Below are 17667 nucleotides of genomic sequence, written 5' to 3'. Positions count from 1 at the left end.
AGCAATATATCATTGTGATGTGTATCCGTATTATTTCACTTCTTCGAAGTCAACATCAGTTACGTCATCATCCTTGCCGCCAGCATTAGCATTGGCACCTTCAGCACCTGCTCCTCCTGCACCCGCAGCATTAGGGTCAGCACCTGCTGCTCCAGCATCGCCACTAGCCTGATACATTTCCTGAGAAGCTGCCTGCCATGCAGCGTTCATAGCTTCCAGTGCAGTATCGATTTTAGCAACATCCTGCGCTTGGTGAGCTTCTTTCAGGTCTTTCAGAGCCGTTTCGATAGCCGACTTGTTACCTTCAGAAAGCTTGTCGCCATATTCTTTCAGCTGCTTTTCAGTTTGGAAAATCATCGCATCTGCGTTATTCAGTTTTTCCACTTTTTCTTTGGCAGCGTTGTCAGCATCAGCATTCGCTTCAGCTTCCTGTCTCATTCTTTGGATTTCCTCCTCAGTCAGACCAGAAGAAGCCTCAATACGGATGCTTTGCTCCTTGTTAGTACCTTTGTCTTTCGCTGATACGTGGATGATACCGTTGGCATCAATGTCAAATGTTACTTCGATTTGAGGTACACCTCTTGGTGCTGGTGGAATACCATCCAAGTGGAATCTACCAATCGTTTTGTTATCGTTTGCCATTGGACGCTCACCCTGTACTACGTGGATCTCTACAGACGGCTGGTTGTCAGCAGCAGTTGAGAATACCTGTGACTTCTTCGTAGGGATTGTCGTGTTTGACTCGATCAGTTTAGTGAATACACCACCCATTGTTTCGATACCCAATGAAAGCGGCGTTACGTCCAACAGAAGAACGTCTTTTACTTCACCTGTCAATACACCACCTTGGATAGCGGCACCAGTTGCTACTACCTCATCAGGGTTTACACCTTTAGATGGCTTCTTGCCGAAGAATTTTTCTACTTCCTCTTGAACTCTAGGGATACGAGTTGAACCACCTACCAAGATTACGTCATCGATATCTGAAGTAGAAAGACCTGCATCTTGCAGTGCTCTCTTACAAGGTTCCATTGAACGACGTACCAGATCGTCAGCCAATTGCTCGAATTTTGCTCTTGACAGTGACTTCACCAAGTGTTGTGGTACACCATCAACTGGCATGATGTATGGCAGGTTGATCTCTGTAGAAGAAGATGAAGAAAGCTCGATTTTCGCTTTCTCAGCAGCTTCTTTCAGACGTTGCATCGCCATAGGATCTTTTCTCAGGTCGATAGTTGGGTGATCTTTCTTGAACTCTTCAGCCAACCAGTCGATCAGTACTTTATCAAAGTCATCACCACCAAGGTGTGTATCACCATTTGTTGAAAGTACCTCAAATACACCGTCACCCAATTCAAGGATCGAGATATCGAAAGTACCACCACCAAGGTCAAATACTGCGATTTTCTTGTCACCGTCCATCTTGTCCATACCGTATGCAAGTGCTGCGGCAGTTGGCTCGTTGATGATACGTTTTACTTGCAGACCAGCAATTTCACCAGCCTCTTTAGTTGCTTGACGCTGTGCATCGTTAAAGTATGCAGGAACTGTAATTACCGCTTCTGATACTTCAGTACCCAAGTAGTCCTCTGCTGTTTTCTTCATTTTCTGAAGTACAATCGCAGAAACTTCTTGAGGTGTATATAATTTATCTTCGATTTTAACTCTTGGTGTATCGTTTGGTCCTTCTGCCACTTGGTAAGCGATTTGCTCGATCTCACCTGTCACTTCAGAGTATTTTCTACCCATGAAACGCTTGATAGAAGATACAGTGTGCTTAGGGTTAGTGATGGCCTGACGTTTTGCAGGGTCACCTACCTTTCTTTCTCCATTATCCAAAAACGCCACTACTGAAGGAGTTGTTCTTCTACCTTCAGAGTTAGGAATTACAACTGCTTCGTTACCTTCCATTACGGAAACGCAAGAGTTGGTTGTACCCAAGTCAATGCCGATGATTTTTCCCATGATTGATCTATATTATTTTGTTGTTCTCTTAAATTTTCAAATCCAGTAAATTTCTTTACGCCTAACCTTTAGACAACAGCTGTGCCAACAGAATTTACATGACATAATGTCAGAAAGTAGGAAGATTTGTGACATTGAAGAGAAGAAAGAGTGACAGGAAATAGTATTTTTCTGACATTCCATTTGTCAAGATGTCGGGGTCAGGCACAAAAAAACGTCAGTAACTGTTCTTACACAGTCACTGACGTCTTAGCCTAACAATAAAGAGGTCTATCTTAAATTAGAAGCCCATTTTCTTTGGTCTCCAACCATTTTGCTCAATATCTTCAGCACTTTCAATTACCTTATCGTGCATTTCCTGCTTATACTCTTTCAGGTTTTCTGCGATTTTCTCATCAAAAGAACCTAAAATCTGAGCAGCGAGAATACCTGCATTCTTTGCACCGTCCAGAGCAACTGTTGCTACAGGAACACCACCTGGCATCTGTAGGATAGAAAGTACAGAGTCCCAACCATCAATTGAGTTACTTGACTTCACAGGCACACCAATTACTGGCAGTGTAGTCATAGAAGCTACCATACCTGGCAAATGAGCAGCACCACCCGCCCCTGCGATGATTACATTAATTCCTTTTGCACGTGCAGACTTTGCATATTCAAAAAGACGATCTGGAGTACGGTGTGCAGATACGATGGTAACTTCAAAGTCTACGCCTAATTTTTCTAAGACCTCAGCAGCATCAGACATTACTTTCAAGTCAGACTGGCTGCCCATAATTATTCCTACTTTCATGATTTGTTATGGTTAGCATTTGGAAATATGCAATTTCCCATTGAGCAAAATTTATATCTATAACCCTTTGATCTTCTGAAAATAAAACCATCAAAAGACATACAGAGTGCATTTTCACGACAAAACTATGGGATAGTAAGTATGTTTTGCAAAATTCATACAAGGAATTTGTTGTCAAACCTTAATAGAAGGTCATTATATCGGCTTATTAGACACCCAAAGAGAGGATTTAGGTCATCTTCTTAAATCCAATAGAGATAATGTATATAAACATTGATGAAGGTGATTATATTTGTGCCGTCATAGAAAATCTTTGCCACTAAAATAATTATTCTGTGAAAATCGTTATCGCGGGCGCAGGAGACGTAGGGTTCCACCTTGCCAAGCTCCTCGCTAATGAGAGTCAGGATATCACACTGGTTGATGTAGATGGAGACCGCCTCCTTCACGCTTCTCAGCACCTTGATGTTGCCACTGTAAAAGGCTCATCAAGTTCATTTATGGTGCTTGAGCAAGCCAAAGTAAATAAAGCCGACATGCTGATTACAGTAACGGCATCAGAAGAAAACAATCTTTTGACGGCATCTCTTGGTAAGCAGATGGGCGCCAAGCGTACGATTGCAAGGATCAATAACAGTGAATTCCTGCAAAACAGAGATCGCTTTGATATGCGTAAACTAGGCATAGACGAGTTGATTTCGCCTGAACTGCTGGCAACAAAAGAGGTAAAAAGGCTGCTGAAAGAAGCTGCCATCACCGATACTTTTGAGTTTGAGAGAGGTTTACTTTCCCTAATCGGTATCTCGATTGAAGAAGCGGATCACCTTCATAACAAAACCTTGAAGGAAACTGCCTATCTCAATCCTTATTTTGATTTCCTTACTGTAGCTGTGCTTCGCAATAACGAAACACTGATTCCTAGAGGAGACACCCGTTTTGAGGCTGGAGACCATGCTTACTATATCGCCAAGCCTGAAGGGGTAGAAAGAGTACTACAGCTTACAGGTAAAAAGCTTGAGAAAAAAATCAAAAGCATCATGATTCTGGGCGGTAGCCGTGTTGGTTACTATGCAGCAAGGTCACTGAGCTATAAATACAATATCATCCTGATTGAGAAGAATAAGGAAAAGTGTTTTGAACTTGCAGACTTACTGCCCAATACACTTGTCATCAATGGGGATGGGCGAAATGTAGAACTTCTCGAAGAAGAAGGTATCGAGAATGTTGATGCATTTATTGCCGTAACAGGAGACTCGGAAACCAATATCATTTCCAGTCTGGTTGCTAAAAACCACGGGGTTCGAAAAACAATCGCCCTAGTTGAAAACATGGATTATATCCACCTGTCACAGAACATTGGAGTGGATACCCTCATCAATAAGAAGCTGATTGCTGCCAACTTTATTTTCCGCTATATTCGTAGAGGTGAGATTCTTTCTCTTACAAGTATCCACGGAGTGGATGCTGAAGTCCTTGAGTTTGTGGTCAACGAAGGTGCTGCGATCACAGAAAAGCCTCTTTCAGAGCTTGACTTCCCTAAAACTGCCATTATTGGTGGCATCATCAGGAAAGGTAAAGCCCACATTCCAAAAGGAGACTTCCTTTTTTATCCTTATGACAGGGTTGTTGTACTTAGCAAACCTGAATGTATCAGAAAAGTAGAAGAATTTTTCAAATAACAGATTTAAGGTCCACTTATGACCTATATACTGGACATCCGCTTGCTGTAAAGCCTGTAGGTGTCCGGTATTTTGTCTAAGGGGTACTTGTCTGTTTTCTTGTTATGAGAAACAAACCACTTTTTAATTATCCATTGGTCATTAGCATTGTCGGCATCCTGCTGATGATCAACTGTGTGTTTATGCTATTCTGCCTGCCATTTTCATTCTATTTTGGTGATCATGACTGGCTTTCAATATTATTTGCATCCCTAATCAACGGAGGTGTAGGTGCTTCTGCATTTTTCTATTTCAAACAACATGCACTTACGCGTGAGCTGAAAAAGAAGGATGGTTATATGATTGTAACTGTCGGATGGTTAATGGTATCCTTTTTTGGATCCCTTCCATATCTAATCAGTGGAGAAATCCCGACACTAACTGATGCATTCTTTGAAACACTCTCTGGCTTTTCTACTACAGGAGCCTCTATTCTGACCGATATAGAAGCTGTTGGAAAAGGTATTTTGCTTTGGCGAAGTATGACACAGTGGATTGGAGGAATGGGGATTATCGTATTGACTGTAGCAATCCTACCAATACTGGGTATCGGTGGAATGCAGCTATTTGTAGCTGAAGCACCAGGTATCTCTCCCGACAAATTACAGCCACGCATCAAGGAAACTGCCAAACGTTTATGGTGGGTTTACCTTATCCTGACTTGTGTCGAAACGATACTGTTAATGTTTGGAGGTATGACCTTCTATGATGCACTCAATCATGCGTTGACTACGATGGCTACCGGTGGATTCTCGACTAAAAATAGCAGTGCTGCCGAAATGACGCCCTACATTCAATATGTACTGATTGTCTTCATGTTTATGGCTGGATGTAACTTTACACTCAACTACTATGCATTTAAAGGGCGATTTAAGGAGATTATCCAAAATGAGGAGTTCAAATATTACGCAGGACTTGTCGTAATCTCAACGATGATTCTTACCGTGGTGGTTTACTATCAGTTGCCTGAAATAGGTGTTGAACAGTCTTTCAGGGATGTACTATTCCAAACACTTTCCATCATTACTACGACTGGTTACGTTTCGGCCGATTACACAGCATGGTTACCATTTGTTACTATGTGGATATTCCTGTTGATGTTTGTCGGGGCAATGGCTGGGTCAACAGCTGGTGGTGTTAAAATCGTTCGCCATATTATCCTGCAAAAAAACAGTTTTCTTGAGCTTAAAAGACAGCTGCACCCTTCTGCCATCATTCCGGTTAGGTTTAATGGCAATGCCGTATCTCCCAATATTACCTATAACGTACTGGCATTCATCATCACTTACTTCTTTATTTATGCAGTAGGTGTGCTTATCATGTCTATTATAGGTTTGGATTTTCTGACAGCATTAGGCTCAGTTGCCACATGTTTGGGAAATATTGGTCCGGGTCTTGGCTCGGTTGGACCTGTTGACAATTTTGCACATTTACCAGGTGTCGCAAAATGGGTACTGTCTGCACTGATGCTACTTGGCAGGTTAGAGCTGTTTACCGTACTGATTATTTTCACGCCTTACTTCTGGCGTAGAATCTAATAAGGATTTTAAATATCAAACACAAAAAAGCGCTGTAAGATACTTTACTCTTACAGCGCTTTTTTATGGAACTATATTTAGTTAGCTATTCGACTCTCTCACGAATCAAATACTCGTTCCGGCTAGTATTATTCAATGAAATCAGCTCAGCAAGGAACCCCGCCAAAAACAGTTGCACACCTATAATAATAAGTGTTAGCCCCAAATAGAAAAGTGGTTGTTCTGTCACTTGTCTACCAATTTCCATATGCATCGCCGATCGGTATACTTTATCTCCCAATAACCAAAGTGCAGCACCTCCTCCAAACAGGAAAGACAGTACTCCCAGCATCCCAAAAAAGTGCATTGGCTTTTTACGAAAGCGGGAGACAAACATAATAGACATCAGGTCAAGCAAGCCATTAACAAAGCGTTCCAAACCAAATTTGGTTGTTCCATATTTACGGGCTCTGTGCTCAACTACCTTCTCCCCTATTTTAGTAAAGCCTTCCCATTTGGCGATTACAGGGATGTAACGGTGCATTTCCCCATACACCTCAATGTTTTTGACTACTTCTTTACGGTAAGCTTTCAAGCCACAGTTAAAGTCATGGAGATAGATTCCTGATGCCGCCCTTGTAGCTGCATTGTATATCTTTGTGGGAATAGTCTTGGTAATAGGGTCGTATCGCTTCTTTTTCCAACCTGAAACCAAATCATACCCCTCCTCCATAATCATCTGATACAGTTCAGGAATTTCATCAGGGCTATCTTGTAGGTCTGCATCCATTGTAATTACCACATCTCCTGATACCATTCTAAAGCCAGAATGCAGTGCTGCAGACTTACCATAGTTTCTTTGGAAACAAATTCCCTTGATACAAGGATTACTCCTGTTAAGGTCCTTAATTACTTGCCAAGAGCTATCTGTACTACCATCATTGACCATGACCACCTCATAAGTAAAGCCATGCTGCTGCATGACTCTCTCAATCCAAGCTGCCAACTCCGGCAAAGACTCTTCCTCGTTAAGTAGTGGCACAACCACTGATATATCTATTTGTTCCATAAAAAAATTTATGTGTTGCAATGATTCTATAGGGTTACTGATTTGTACCTCTATTTCTTGAAGTACTTCTCATAAAAGTAGCGATTGCCAGCATTAAGATTAATCCCAATGCCGTCAATGATACAAACTGTACCAATTGAAACAAAGGTAGCTGGTAAACCCATTGGGAAGATTCCAATACAGTTTCTATTTCCTGCGGTGTTACCTCTGGGTTCGCTTCTAACTGTATTCTTACAAGCTCAAGTTGCCTATCAATAAACTTGCTATCAAACAGGACATACACCAAATTAAACAGCGAACTCAAGGCATAAGATACCACGATCATCAACCCTCCAATACGAATTGCTCTTTTAAAAGGCAAGCTACCTTCTGTATGCTCCTTATATTCATTATACATCAGCACCAATGCAGCAATCTCTACCACATATATCAACCCTCCCCAAGGAGATAAATCCATTCCTGACCTATACAGGTATATGGTAAACAGGAAATGAAATACTCCATAGATGGCGCCAAATTTCAGTACCAAGTCTTTTGTAATCGAATTGCTCATAATCATTCTTTTCCTAATACCAGAAAGCGGTATTTTACTTATTAACTGATGACTTTCAGTAATTGCTCAATAGCAAAGTCTACTTCCTCTTTTCGGTTGTACTTGCTAAATGAAAAACGGATACTGGTTCGTTCAGGGTCTCCGCCCAGCTCAGCGATCACATGTGAACCTTGCTGTGCGCCACTTGAACAAGCACTTCCGCCTGATACCGCTACTCCATTCAGGTCCAACATAAACAACAGCATATCCTTTTGGGCAATTGGAGGAAGGCTCACATTCAGGACCGTATAAAGGCTATTCTCCAAGTCTCCTGAAAGGCCATTGAAAGTCACTCCTTCTATTTTTTCCAACAATTGTCCTTTCATATACTCTTTCAGCTCTTTGATATAGGCTGTATGCTGATCCATATGCTCTATAGCCAGCTCCAGTGCTTTACCTAACCCAACAATACTGCCCAAATTCTCAGTGCCACTGCGCATCTCACGTTCCTGTCCACCGCCAGTAATCAGAGGTTGCATTTTACTGCCTTTACGTACATATAAAAAGCCTACTCCTTTAGGACCATGAAACTTGTGAGCAGAACCCGCTAAAGTATCTACTTTCAGCTCCTTTACATCAATCATAAAATGACCAACGGTCTGAACTGTATCGGAGTGTAATTTTGCACCATACTGCTCACAAAGAGCTCCAACTTTCGGTAAGTCCAACAGGTTTCCAATTTCATTGTTGGCATGCATCAATGTTACCAATGAGTTAGGATACTCCTTTAATTTTTCTTCCAGTTCATTGAAGTCAATCTCACCCTGTTCATTCACCTTAAGATAAGTCACACTTACCTGTCCCGTTTTTTCCAGCTCTTCAACAGTATGACTCACTGCATGGTGCTCTATAAGGGTTGTAATAATATGGTTGATACCGTAAGCTTTGATCAAGCCTCGGATTGCTGTATTGTCAGATTCAGTCCCCCCTGAAGTAAAGTAAACCTCTCCTGGAAGTGCATTGATAGCCTTCGCCACTTGCTTGCGAGCCATTTCTAAAGTAGCTTTCGCTTCCCTTCCAAATGAATGCGTAGAAGAAGGATTACCAAAGGTATTTTGCATATGGGGAAGCATTGTGTCCAAAACTTCCTGATCGATGGCTGTTGTTGCCGCATTATCAAAATATACTTTCATAGCACTTGTGCAGTCCGTTTGTCAGATGATTGTTCTGTGTATCAAATTTCAGTCTAATACACTCCATTTTTAATATGGTTTCACAAAAATATGATATTAAGCAGAAAAACATATTAAGTAGCTGTTTCATGCTTCAAAACATGGTAATTCTTTAATCTGTTGTGAGACCTATTTTTTTCCAATAAAAAAGGGCTGGCATTTTCATACCAACCCTTTTAACTCGCGATACCTAGTTGGAATTATCCATTGATAATCTCCTTGATATCTGAAATGATCTTATTCGCTAAATGATCTGCTGTAGCCAATGTATCTGACTCTGCATAAATTCTGATAATTGGTTCGGTATTCGAGCGGCGTAAGTGTACCCATTCTTTATCAAACTCAATCTTCACACCATCAAGCGTATTGATTGGCTTATTGCTGTATTTCTCCTCAATGCTTTTCAAAATACCATCTACATCAATACTAGCAGTCAGCTCAATTTTGTTTTTAGAAATATGGTACTCTGGATATTTCTTTCTCAACATTTTCGCACTTCCTTCAAAGTTTGCCAAATTAGAAAGGAATAAGGCAATCCCTACTAATGCATCACGACCATAGTGAAGATCAGGATATATCACACCTCCGTTACCTTCTCCACCGATCACGGCATTCTTCTCTTTCATCATCTTCACAACATTCACTTCTCCTACTGCCGAAGCAAAATGCTCACCGCCTGCAGCTTCAGTTACGTCACGAAGCGCTCTTGTTGAAGACATATTGGAAACTGTATTTCCTGAACGCTTTTTCAGTACATAATCAGCAACTGAAACCAAAGTATACTCTTCACCGAACGGTGTTCCGTCTTCACAAATCAAAGCCAGTCTGTCTACATCAGGGTCTACTACGATACCTACATGGTAGTTTCCTGCCTCCAGCTTGCTACAGATTTCAGTAATGTTTTCAGGAAGTGGCTCAGGGTTATGAGGGAAATGCCCTGTTGGTTCAGCATACAAACACTCTACTTGTGCAACACCAAGCGCATTCAATAGCTTTGGAACTGAAATACCACCTGTCGAATTAACAGCATCCACAATTACACGGAAGCCTTTTGCTTTAATTGCCTCTACGTCAACATCAGGCAAATCCAGAATCATCTGAATATGCTTATCAATATAAGAGTCATCCTTGGTGTAAGAACCTAAATGCTGATTGGTTTCAAATTCAATATCAGCCTTATCAGCCATCTCCACGATCTGTTGACCTGCCTCTGCCGAAATAAACTCACCAGCAGGGCCTAACAGTTTCAAAGCATTCCAGTTACCAGGGTTGTGGCTAGCTGTCAGGATAATACCTCCACCAGCTTGCTCCTCTACTACAGCCAATTCTACAGTAGGCGTCGTTGATAACCCAAGGTCAACCACATCAATTCCTTGTGCCTGCAAAGTGCTGACAACAATATTTGAGATGATTTCACCAGAGATTCTGGCATCACGCCCGATCACTACTTTTCTTTTATCTGAATTGCCTTTTACCCACTCACCGAAAGCAGCAGCAAACTTCACAACATCAAAAGGAGTCAGCGATTCGTCTGGCTTACCTCCGATTGTTCCTCTGATTCCCGAAATAGATTTTATAAGTGTCAATGTCTATCTTGTTTGATTTGGTCACAAATTTATAATTTTTATTCAGAAAGGCTGAACTTTCAAAATATCCGACTTTCTAGTACTCAAAAGTGATTATTTCATTTTTAAAGAGTACTCTGCAATTTAGTCCAAACTGTCGAGCTTTCTCAACATAATTCCTTGATTTTCTTCTATTATAACCCAATAACCAAACTTGTTGTGGCGCCAATGTCTTAATAGAATCCCAATCAGGAATTGCCTCACCCGAGAGACACAGTACATTCAAGTTTATAATTGGAGGTAAGTTATTTTTGGACTTCCACCAAAGTAACTTAGCCCCTTCGTCTGTCATTAAAACACCACTGTCAAGTCGTTTTATATTTGGAGTTTGCGTTACTGTCTTCGCATCATTTACCTGCTCATATTCCACAATAGACTTTATCTCTCTTTTATAATGTTTTTCAGTAGCGTCTAAAACAAATGAAGCTTGCCCTCCTTTTTGAACCACAGCAGCATACATGGCTCCTTTCTGAGAAACGCCCACCATAAATTGCGATTTTCGTTGATGTGTCCATATATCGAAAGATTTGCTACAGCAAAAAATCATCGCAACAACACAACCATACCAAAGCCATCTCTTGGACTTCAGTACAAAAAGCAAAAAGGTGTAGAGCAAGACCATATATAACAAGAGTACCTCTACTCCTGATACAGAAATAGGCCAAATAACAGCGCCTGGCAAAAGCTTTACAAATTGGACCGCTTCATTCATTAACCATACTGTCCCCTCTAAAATGCTTCCTGCAAAAATCGCCAAAGAGTTTGAAAATATGGCTAATACAAATATCAATACACCCTCCCAAACGATTAAGAAAGCCAGATTGATCACAAAAAGATTACTTAACCAAAAATAGACTGGAAACTGGTGGAAGTAATAGACACTAATAGGAAAAGTTGCTATTTGAGCGGCCAATGACACACAAGTTAATTGCCAAGTCCACTCCATCCACGTTGCTTTTGGCACCCAAAAACGTACTAACCTAGGCTGTAAAACTACAATACCAATGACAGCCAAATAAGATAACTGAAAGCCTACCTGCAAAAGGTAGTATGGGTTTATCATTAAAAGTAAAAAGGCCGAAAAAGCAATTGTATTCAGTGTCTTGCCTTTCTTCTGTAGCATTTCTGACAATAACAATACTGTGTACATCGTCGCTGCCCGAACCACTGATGCTGACAATCCTGTGATAAGAGCATAACCCCAAAGCAAGCAACATCCAAAACAAAATAGTATCAGTCTGTATTGCCAAGCCCACCTTCTTCTCCTGAAAAGCAATAGTACACCTCCAATCAAAATGCCCACATGCAAACCTGAAACAGCCAATACATGCATAGCTCCGGTATCCGCATAAGATTGTCTTAATTCAGGATCCAAATTACTTCTCTCTCCTATCAATAGAGCCTGTGCAGTACCTAACTCACGCTCCTGACTGATCGCACTTTGTAATATGGAAATTGTCCAACTTCTTACTTTGTAAGCTACGGCTAACCACCAAACACCTTTACCGTTTCCTGTAAGTCCCCAATTCTCTGTAGGTACATACAGCTGACTATAAACCTGCTTTGTAGCCATGTATTCTCCCCAATCAAAACTTCCTTTGTAGACAGGTTTTTCAAATGCCTTTGGCCTACCTTTTATGAACACTTCATCTCCATACTTTAAGACAAGGCTATTGGTATCTTTCTCAAAATATACCTGAATACTGCCTGTCGCTATTGCCCAATCATGATTGCTCTCTGTTTTGACTTGATTTATACTCACAATTGCTTTGACAGAATTGGCTGTTTCAGAAGGCTCATCTTCGATAACTGCCGAGAAATATTGAATATCATGCTTATTTAAGAAATGCCCTGATAACCAACTAGGTTGTTGATAAGCAATAAAAGTAGCAAAGAGCAATACAACTAAAAGCATTGTAACACTACCTTGAAATGCATTTCCTTTTCGAAACTTCTCCTTCTTTTGGTAATAAAACAACACCAAATAAATGACCGCAACTGCAAGTGTCAACCAAAGTCCGTAAGGAGCAAAATCAACAAACTGAAAACCTAATAGAATACCGAAAACCTGGGCGATTACAATTCTAACAAATGGATGAGAAGACCAGAATTTTTCCATTTACGACAAGGTAAGACTATCAAACTCTTTAACGTATGTAGTGCTACTAGTTAGGAGTTTGATTAGCAAGACAAAAATGTCTTTTTACCTGAAAACATACATGGATTTCACAAATAGGGAATGAGAGTTATTTTAGGATTAGCAACGCTTCTTTAATCTTGCGTTTAAGAACTGTTCATAAAACCCAAAAAGTTACATCCTAAAATTTTTAATTAGTTCGTGTAAGAAATTTTTTCCAAAAATAAAATATTGATTTCTCCATACCTCCTAATTAGTTTTATCCCAACATAAATTAGCATAAACAGCAACCATGAGATAATCTCTCCTTAGAATAATACTGCTAACAAAAAAAGCATTCCTTAACTGAACACCTTCAAGGATATTTTGGTTTTCATGATATAATGATATTATTTTTAACCATTAATCATGATTGTTACTTAAAGTAGCACATTAATTGTTCTTTAACTCAAATACAAAGGCCTGACTCAACTACGGAACCCAAAACTCCACAGGTAGCAAAGGCCATTAAACATATCACTGCGGATCCGCAGCGAGTTAATCATAAAATCTCTCAAATTCTCATTCGTGCCCTTATGTTAGTATTAAAAAGAGATGGACGCCGAGAAAGCGTCAAATTCGACAAAATCCTACGCAGGATTGAAGCTCTTTGCGATGGCTTTGACCGCAAGTTTGTTGACCCCGTTGAGGTAGCCAAAAAGGTTATCATGGGGCTTTATGATGGTGTTACCACCACAGAACTTGACAGTCTTGCCGCAGAGATAGCTGCTTCCATGACGACAAAGCACCCTGACTTCGCTCAATTGGCTGCCAGGATTTCTATTTCAAACTTACACAAGACAACCAGTCAGTCATTCTCAAGCACTATCAAACGCCTGTACAATTACATAGACCCAAAAACAGGTGAAAATGCTGCCCTTATCTCAAAAGATGCTTACGAAGTAATACGTGCCAATGCAAAGCGACTGGATGAAGCAATTCATTACGACAGGGACTATGATTTTGACTACTTCGGCTTTAAGACCTTAGAAAGGTCTTACCTGCTAAAAGTTGATGGAAAAATTGTTGAACGTCCTCAACACCTTTTTATGCGGGTTGCCATTGGGATTCACCTAGATGATGTTGAAGCAGCTATTGAGACATACAACCTTATGTCCCAAAAGTGGTTCATTCATGCAACTCCTACACTTTTCAATGCAGCTACACCAAAACCTCAAATGTCCTCTTGCTTCCTTGTAGCGATGCAGGAAGATTCCATTCCAGGCATTTATGAAACATTAAAACAGTGTGCTTTGATCTCACAGTCGGCAGGCGGTATTGGACTGAATATTCACAATGTGAGAGCCACTGGTTCTTACATCAAAGGTACCAATGGCACATCCAATGGTATCATTCCTATGCTGCGTGTATTTAATGATACAGCACGTTATGTAGATCAGGGTGGAGGTAAGCGCAAAGGTGCATTTGCTGTTTATATTGAACCTTGGCATGCTGATATCTTTGAATTCCTTGACCTGAAGAAAAATCATGGTAAGGAAGAATTACGTGCTAGAGACCTGTTCTACGCACTGTGGGTCTCCGACCTTTTTATGAAACGTGTGGAGAACAATGAAGAGTGGTCTTTGTTCTGTCCAAATGAAGCACCTGGATTGGCAGACTGCCATGGTGAAGAGTTTGAGAAACTTTACGAAAAATACGAGAGAGAAGGAAGGGCACGTAAAGTCGTAAGAGCACAAGACCTTTGGTTTGAAGTAATGGAGTCTCAAGTGGAGACTGGCACACCATATATGCTGTATAAAGATGCAGCCAATGGCAAATCCAACCAACAAAACCTTGGTACTATCAAGTCAAGTAACTTGTGTACAGAAATCATTGAGTATACATCAAAAGACGAGGTTGCTGTATGTAACCTTGCTTCGCTTTCATTACCTAAATACGTCACTGAAGAAGGCAATTTTGACCATAAACGCTTGTACGAAGTAACAAAAGTGGTCACTCGAAACCTCAATAAAATTATTGACACCAATTACTATCCTGTTCCAGAAGCAAGAAACTCAAACCTACGTCACAGGCCAACTGGTTTGGGGGTACAAGGACTTGCTGATGTGTTTTTGAAACTCCGTATGCCATTTGATTCTGAAGAGGCTAAAGGATTAAATGAAGATATTTTCGAGACCATTTATTTTGCTGCTATGGAAGCGTCTATGGAGCTGGCTCAAGTGCAAGGACCTTATGAGTCATATGAAGGCTCTCCTGCTTCTAAAGGCACCTTCCAGTTTGATATGTGGGGAGTAAAACCGAAGTCAGGCAGGTGGAATTGGGATGCTCTCAAAGCACAAGTGAAGCAACATGGTATCCGAAACTCCCTGTTATTAGCTCCGATGCCAACAGCATCTACTTCTCAAATTTTGGGCAATAATGAATGTTTTGAACCATACACTTCCAATATCTACAGCAGAAGGGTACTTTCTGGTGAGTTCACCATTGTAAACAAGCACCTGCTCAAAGATTTGGTTGAAATGGGAATTTGGAATGATGACCTAAAAAATGAACTGATTGCCAATAATGGCTCCGTTCAAAATATCAGACGCATTCCTCAACACCTCAAGGACCTTTATAAAACAGCTTGGGAAATCAGTCAAAAACATATCATTGATATGTCGGCTGACCGTGGGGCATATATCTGTCAGAGTCAGAGCTTGAACGTTTTCATTGAGAACCCTAACTTCGGCAAACTGACTTCCATGCATTTCTATGCTTGGAAAAAAGGTCTTAAAACAGGTATGTACTACCTAAGAACCAAGGCTGCGACCGATGCTATCAAATTTACCGTAGACACACAGAAGCTATCACAGTCACAAGCAGAAGAAGCTCCTGTATCAGGTCAATCCTGTTCTTTGGATGATCCAGATTGTATGTCTTGCTCTGGTTAATAGCTACAGGATAAACTGATTCTCTATACAACTGTGATTTATTAGGGAATTATAGATATAGAAAAGCCGTCTATCAGTATTTTGACAGACGGCTTTTCTTATTTCTTTATCTAACAGGAAGTAAATTACTCACTCTTTCCTGCTATTTCTCTGTTCATTTCCAATGACTCAGTAGCTGCTTTTTGCTCCTCTTCATGTGCTGAGAATTTTTTCTGGAAAACCAGAATAAACAACACTCCCAAGAAAATTGCCGAATCAGCTATATTGAATACAGGGCTAAAGAATATAAAGTGATTTCCTCCCACTACAGGTACCCAAGATGGATAAGTGCTTGACACCATTGGGAAATAAAGCATATCAATCACTCTACCATGGAACCAAGGAGTTGGAGAATTAGGAATCACATTTCCATCAATCAATACTCCATAAAACACACTGTCTATCACATTACCAAGTGCTCCACCTAGAATCATTGCCAAACAAACCAAAAAACCCCAATGAGCCTTTCGTCTTGCTAAGTAGGCAATTGCATAAGCGATACCACCTGATGCTACTATGCGGAACAAGGTAAGGATCAGTTTGCCAAACTCCATGTCAAACTGCATTCCGAATGCCATTCCTGGGTTCAATAGGTAATGAAGGCGAAACCAGTCTCCCAATACGTTTACTTCTCCAAGTGGTCCCATTTCCATATTGAAATGCACCAACATTTTTGAAGCTTGGTCGATCAGGATCACCAGCAATGCCACCAAATAATATTTTTTATATTTCTTCATCTAAAAAGTAGTTGTTCTTTTCAATCAGGTTTAAAGCACGCTCTATCAACCCTTGATGTTACAAAAGTTAAAGTGCCTGTTGTTTACGATTCCCTTATCAGAGACAATAAAAACAGTTAAAGCGTTCCCTGTTTGTATGTAAGGGTTCCAAAAAAGTATTAACAGGCGCCTAATTTAACCAACATCCTCTTAGGATAGAAATGTTTTTTTGCTGAAACTCCTAAATTCAGATTTCACTAGGCCTTAGCTTTATTTTTGTTAGCCAGCTGACCACATGCTGCGTCAATGTCTTTACCTCTACTACGGCGTACATGAACATTTACTCCTTTCTTGCGCAAGTATTCGGCAAACTGATCAATCTTGTCCTTTTCAGCATTCAGGAAATCTGCTTTGTCAATTGGATTGTATTCAATGATATTCACTTTACAAGGCAAATGCTTACAGAATCTGTAAAGTTCATCCGCATCTTTAAGTGAATCATTAAAATTATTGAATACGATATATTCGTAAGTAACTGGGCTTTTTGTCTTGGCAAAGAAGTACTTCAGTGCATCTCTCAAGGCTGGCAAGCTGTTCTGCTCATTGATTGGCATAATCTGGTTACGCTTCTCATCATTGGCAGCATGCAACGAAAGTGCAAGGTTAAACTTCACATCCTCGTCTGCTAACTTACGGATCATCTTGGCAATACCAGCCGTTGATACCGTGATACGCTTGGCTGACATTCCCAATCCAAGGTCTGAGGTGATATACTCAACCGACTTCAATACGTTAGCATAATTCAGCAATGGCTCTCCCATACCCATATACACGATATTGGAAAGGTTCATCCCGTAGTTATCTTGTGCTTGCTTATTGATCTCAACCACTTGGTCATAGATTTCGGCAGCATCAAGGTTTCGCTTACGGTCCATATACCCTGTCGCACAGAACTTACAGGTCAATGAGCACCCTACTTGAGAAGAGATACAGGCAGTCATACGGGTGTCAGTCGGAATCAGTACACCTTCTACCAAATGTTCATCATGCAACTTAAAGGCTGACTTAAATGTACCATCGTTACTGTGCTGCATGTCAGCTACAGAGATAGGTGCAAAAAAGAAATGCTCTTCCAACATCTCTCTTGTCTTTTTTGAGAGGTTTGTCATCTCTTCAAAAGAGCGTGCTGATTTCTTCCAGATCCAATCCTGAACCTGCTTGGCTCTAAACCCTTTCTCCCCGTTTTCCTCCAGAAACTGTTTAATATCCTCCGGAGACACTTTCCTAATATCTTTCTTCTTGATTACTTCCACTGTGTGATTCGATGATTTAATTGAATGGTGCAAAGCTACACATAAAAGGTTACAACCTGACAACCATTCAGCTATTTC

Annotated in this window: 12 protein-coding genes; 3 read left to right on the top strand and 9 right to left on the bottom strand. The window is 40.6% G+C overall.

The genetic code is table 11. From position 1 onward, the window contains the following. Nucleotides 1–30: 30 nt before the first annotated feature. Nucleotides 31–1965 carry a molecular chaperone DnaK gene (gene dnaK / locus V6R21_RS31595; RefSeq protein ID WP_334247471.1) on the bottom strand — a complete coding sequence of 645 codons (1935 nt, stop codon included), beginning with the start codon at nt 1963–1965 and terminating at the stop codon, nt 31–33. Nucleotides 1966–2245: 280 nt separating this feature from the next. After that, nucleotides 2246–2758 (bottom strand): 5-(carboxyamino)imidazole ribonucleotide mutase, encoded by a 513-nt coding sequence (gene purE / locus V6R21_RS31590; RefSeq protein WP_334247470.1) that lies wholly within the window; start codon nt 2756–2758, stop codon nt 2246–2248. A gap of 335 nt (nt 2759–3093) precedes the next feature. Between purE and trkA the strand changes: the two genes are divergently transcribed. Together trkA and V6R21_RS31580 are read left to right on the top strand one after the other, a co-directional pair. Next, entirely contained in the window at nt 3094–4437 is a 1344-nt protein-coding gene (gene trkA / locus V6R21_RS31585; protein ID WP_334247469.1) for a Trk system potassium transporter TrkA, read from the top strand. Nucleotides 4438–4541: 104 nt separating this feature from the next. Continuing rightward, on the top strand, nt 4542–6014 hold the full coding sequence (locus V6R21_RS31580) for a TrkH family potassium uptake protein (protein WP_334247468.1): 1473 nt from the start codon (nt 4542–4544) through the stop codon (nt 6012–6014). Between the two features lie 85 nt (nt 6015–6099). Here the strand turns inward: V6R21_RS31580 and V6R21_RS31575 are convergent, their stop codons facing one another. From V6R21_RS31575 to V6R21_RS31555, 5 genes are all read right to left on the bottom strand, one after another. Further along, nucleotides 6100–7062, bottom strand: a complete 963-nt coding sequence (locus tag V6R21_RS31575; RefSeq protein ID WP_334247467.1) for a glycosyltransferase family 2 protein — start codon at nt 7060–7062, stop codon at nt 6100–6102. Between the two features lie 34 nt (nt 7063–7096). Further along, nucleotides 7097–7615, bottom strand: a complete 519-nt coding sequence (locus V6R21_RS31570) for a DUF4199 domain-containing protein (RefSeq protein ID WP_334247466.1) — start codon at nt 7613–7615, stop codon at nt 7097–7099. A 41-nt stretch (nt 7616–7656) separates the two neighbouring features. Further along, nucleotides 7657–8787, bottom strand: a complete 1131-nt coding sequence (locus V6R21_RS31565; RefSeq protein ID WP_334247465.1) for a cysteine desulfurase family protein — start codon at nt 8785–8787, stop codon at nt 7657–7659. A gap of 239 nt (nt 8788–9026) precedes the next feature. Next, nucleotides 9027–10412 (bottom strand): phosphoglucosamine mutase, encoded by a 1386-nt coding sequence (glmM, locus tag V6R21_RS31560; protein WP_334247464.1) that lies wholly within the window; start codon nt 10410–10412, stop codon nt 9027–9029. 76 nt (nt 10413–10488) lie between these two features. Beyond that, on the bottom strand, nt 10489–12570 hold the full coding sequence (locus V6R21_RS31555) for a ComEC/Rec2 family competence protein (protein WP_334247463.1): 2082 nt from the start codon (nt 12568–12570) through the stop codon (nt 10489–10491). A gap of 593 nt (nt 12571–13163) precedes the next feature. On the opposite strand from V6R21_RS31555, the gene V6R21_RS31550 reads away from it, so the two are divergent. Continuing rightward, entirely contained in the window at nt 13164–15521 is a 2358-nt protein-coding gene (locus tag V6R21_RS31550; protein WP_334247462.1) for a ribonucleoside-diphosphate reductase subunit alpha, read from the top strand. Nucleotides 15522–15646: 125 nt separating this feature from the next. Here V6R21_RS31550 and V6R21_RS31545 read toward each other — a convergent pair whose 3' ends face one another. Further along, nucleotides 15647–16297: a lipoprotein signal peptidase gene (locus tag V6R21_RS31545; RefSeq protein ID WP_334247461.1), complete on the bottom strand. Its 651-nt coding sequence runs from the start codon at nt 16295–16297 to the stop codon at nt 15647–15649. A 236-nt stretch (nt 16298–16533) separates the two neighbouring features. Then, nucleotides 16534–17589, bottom strand: coding sequence for a 23S rRNA (adenine(2503)-C(2))-methyltransferase RlmN (rlmN, locus tag V6R21_RS31540; RefSeq protein WP_334247460.1), 1056 nt, complete (start codon nt 17587–17589; stop codon nt 16534–16536). Between the last annotated feature and the right edge of the window lie 78 nt (nt 17590–17667).

Origin of the sequence: Limibacter armeniacum (genome assembly GCF_036880985.1) — a bacterium.
GTDB classification, from domain to species: Bacteria; Bacteroidota; Bacteroidia; order Cytophagales; family Flammeovirgaceae; genus Limibacter; species Limibacter armeniacum.
Note: the sequence above shows the minus strand (reverse complement) of the source record. Positions and strands in the feature narration are given on the sequence as shown.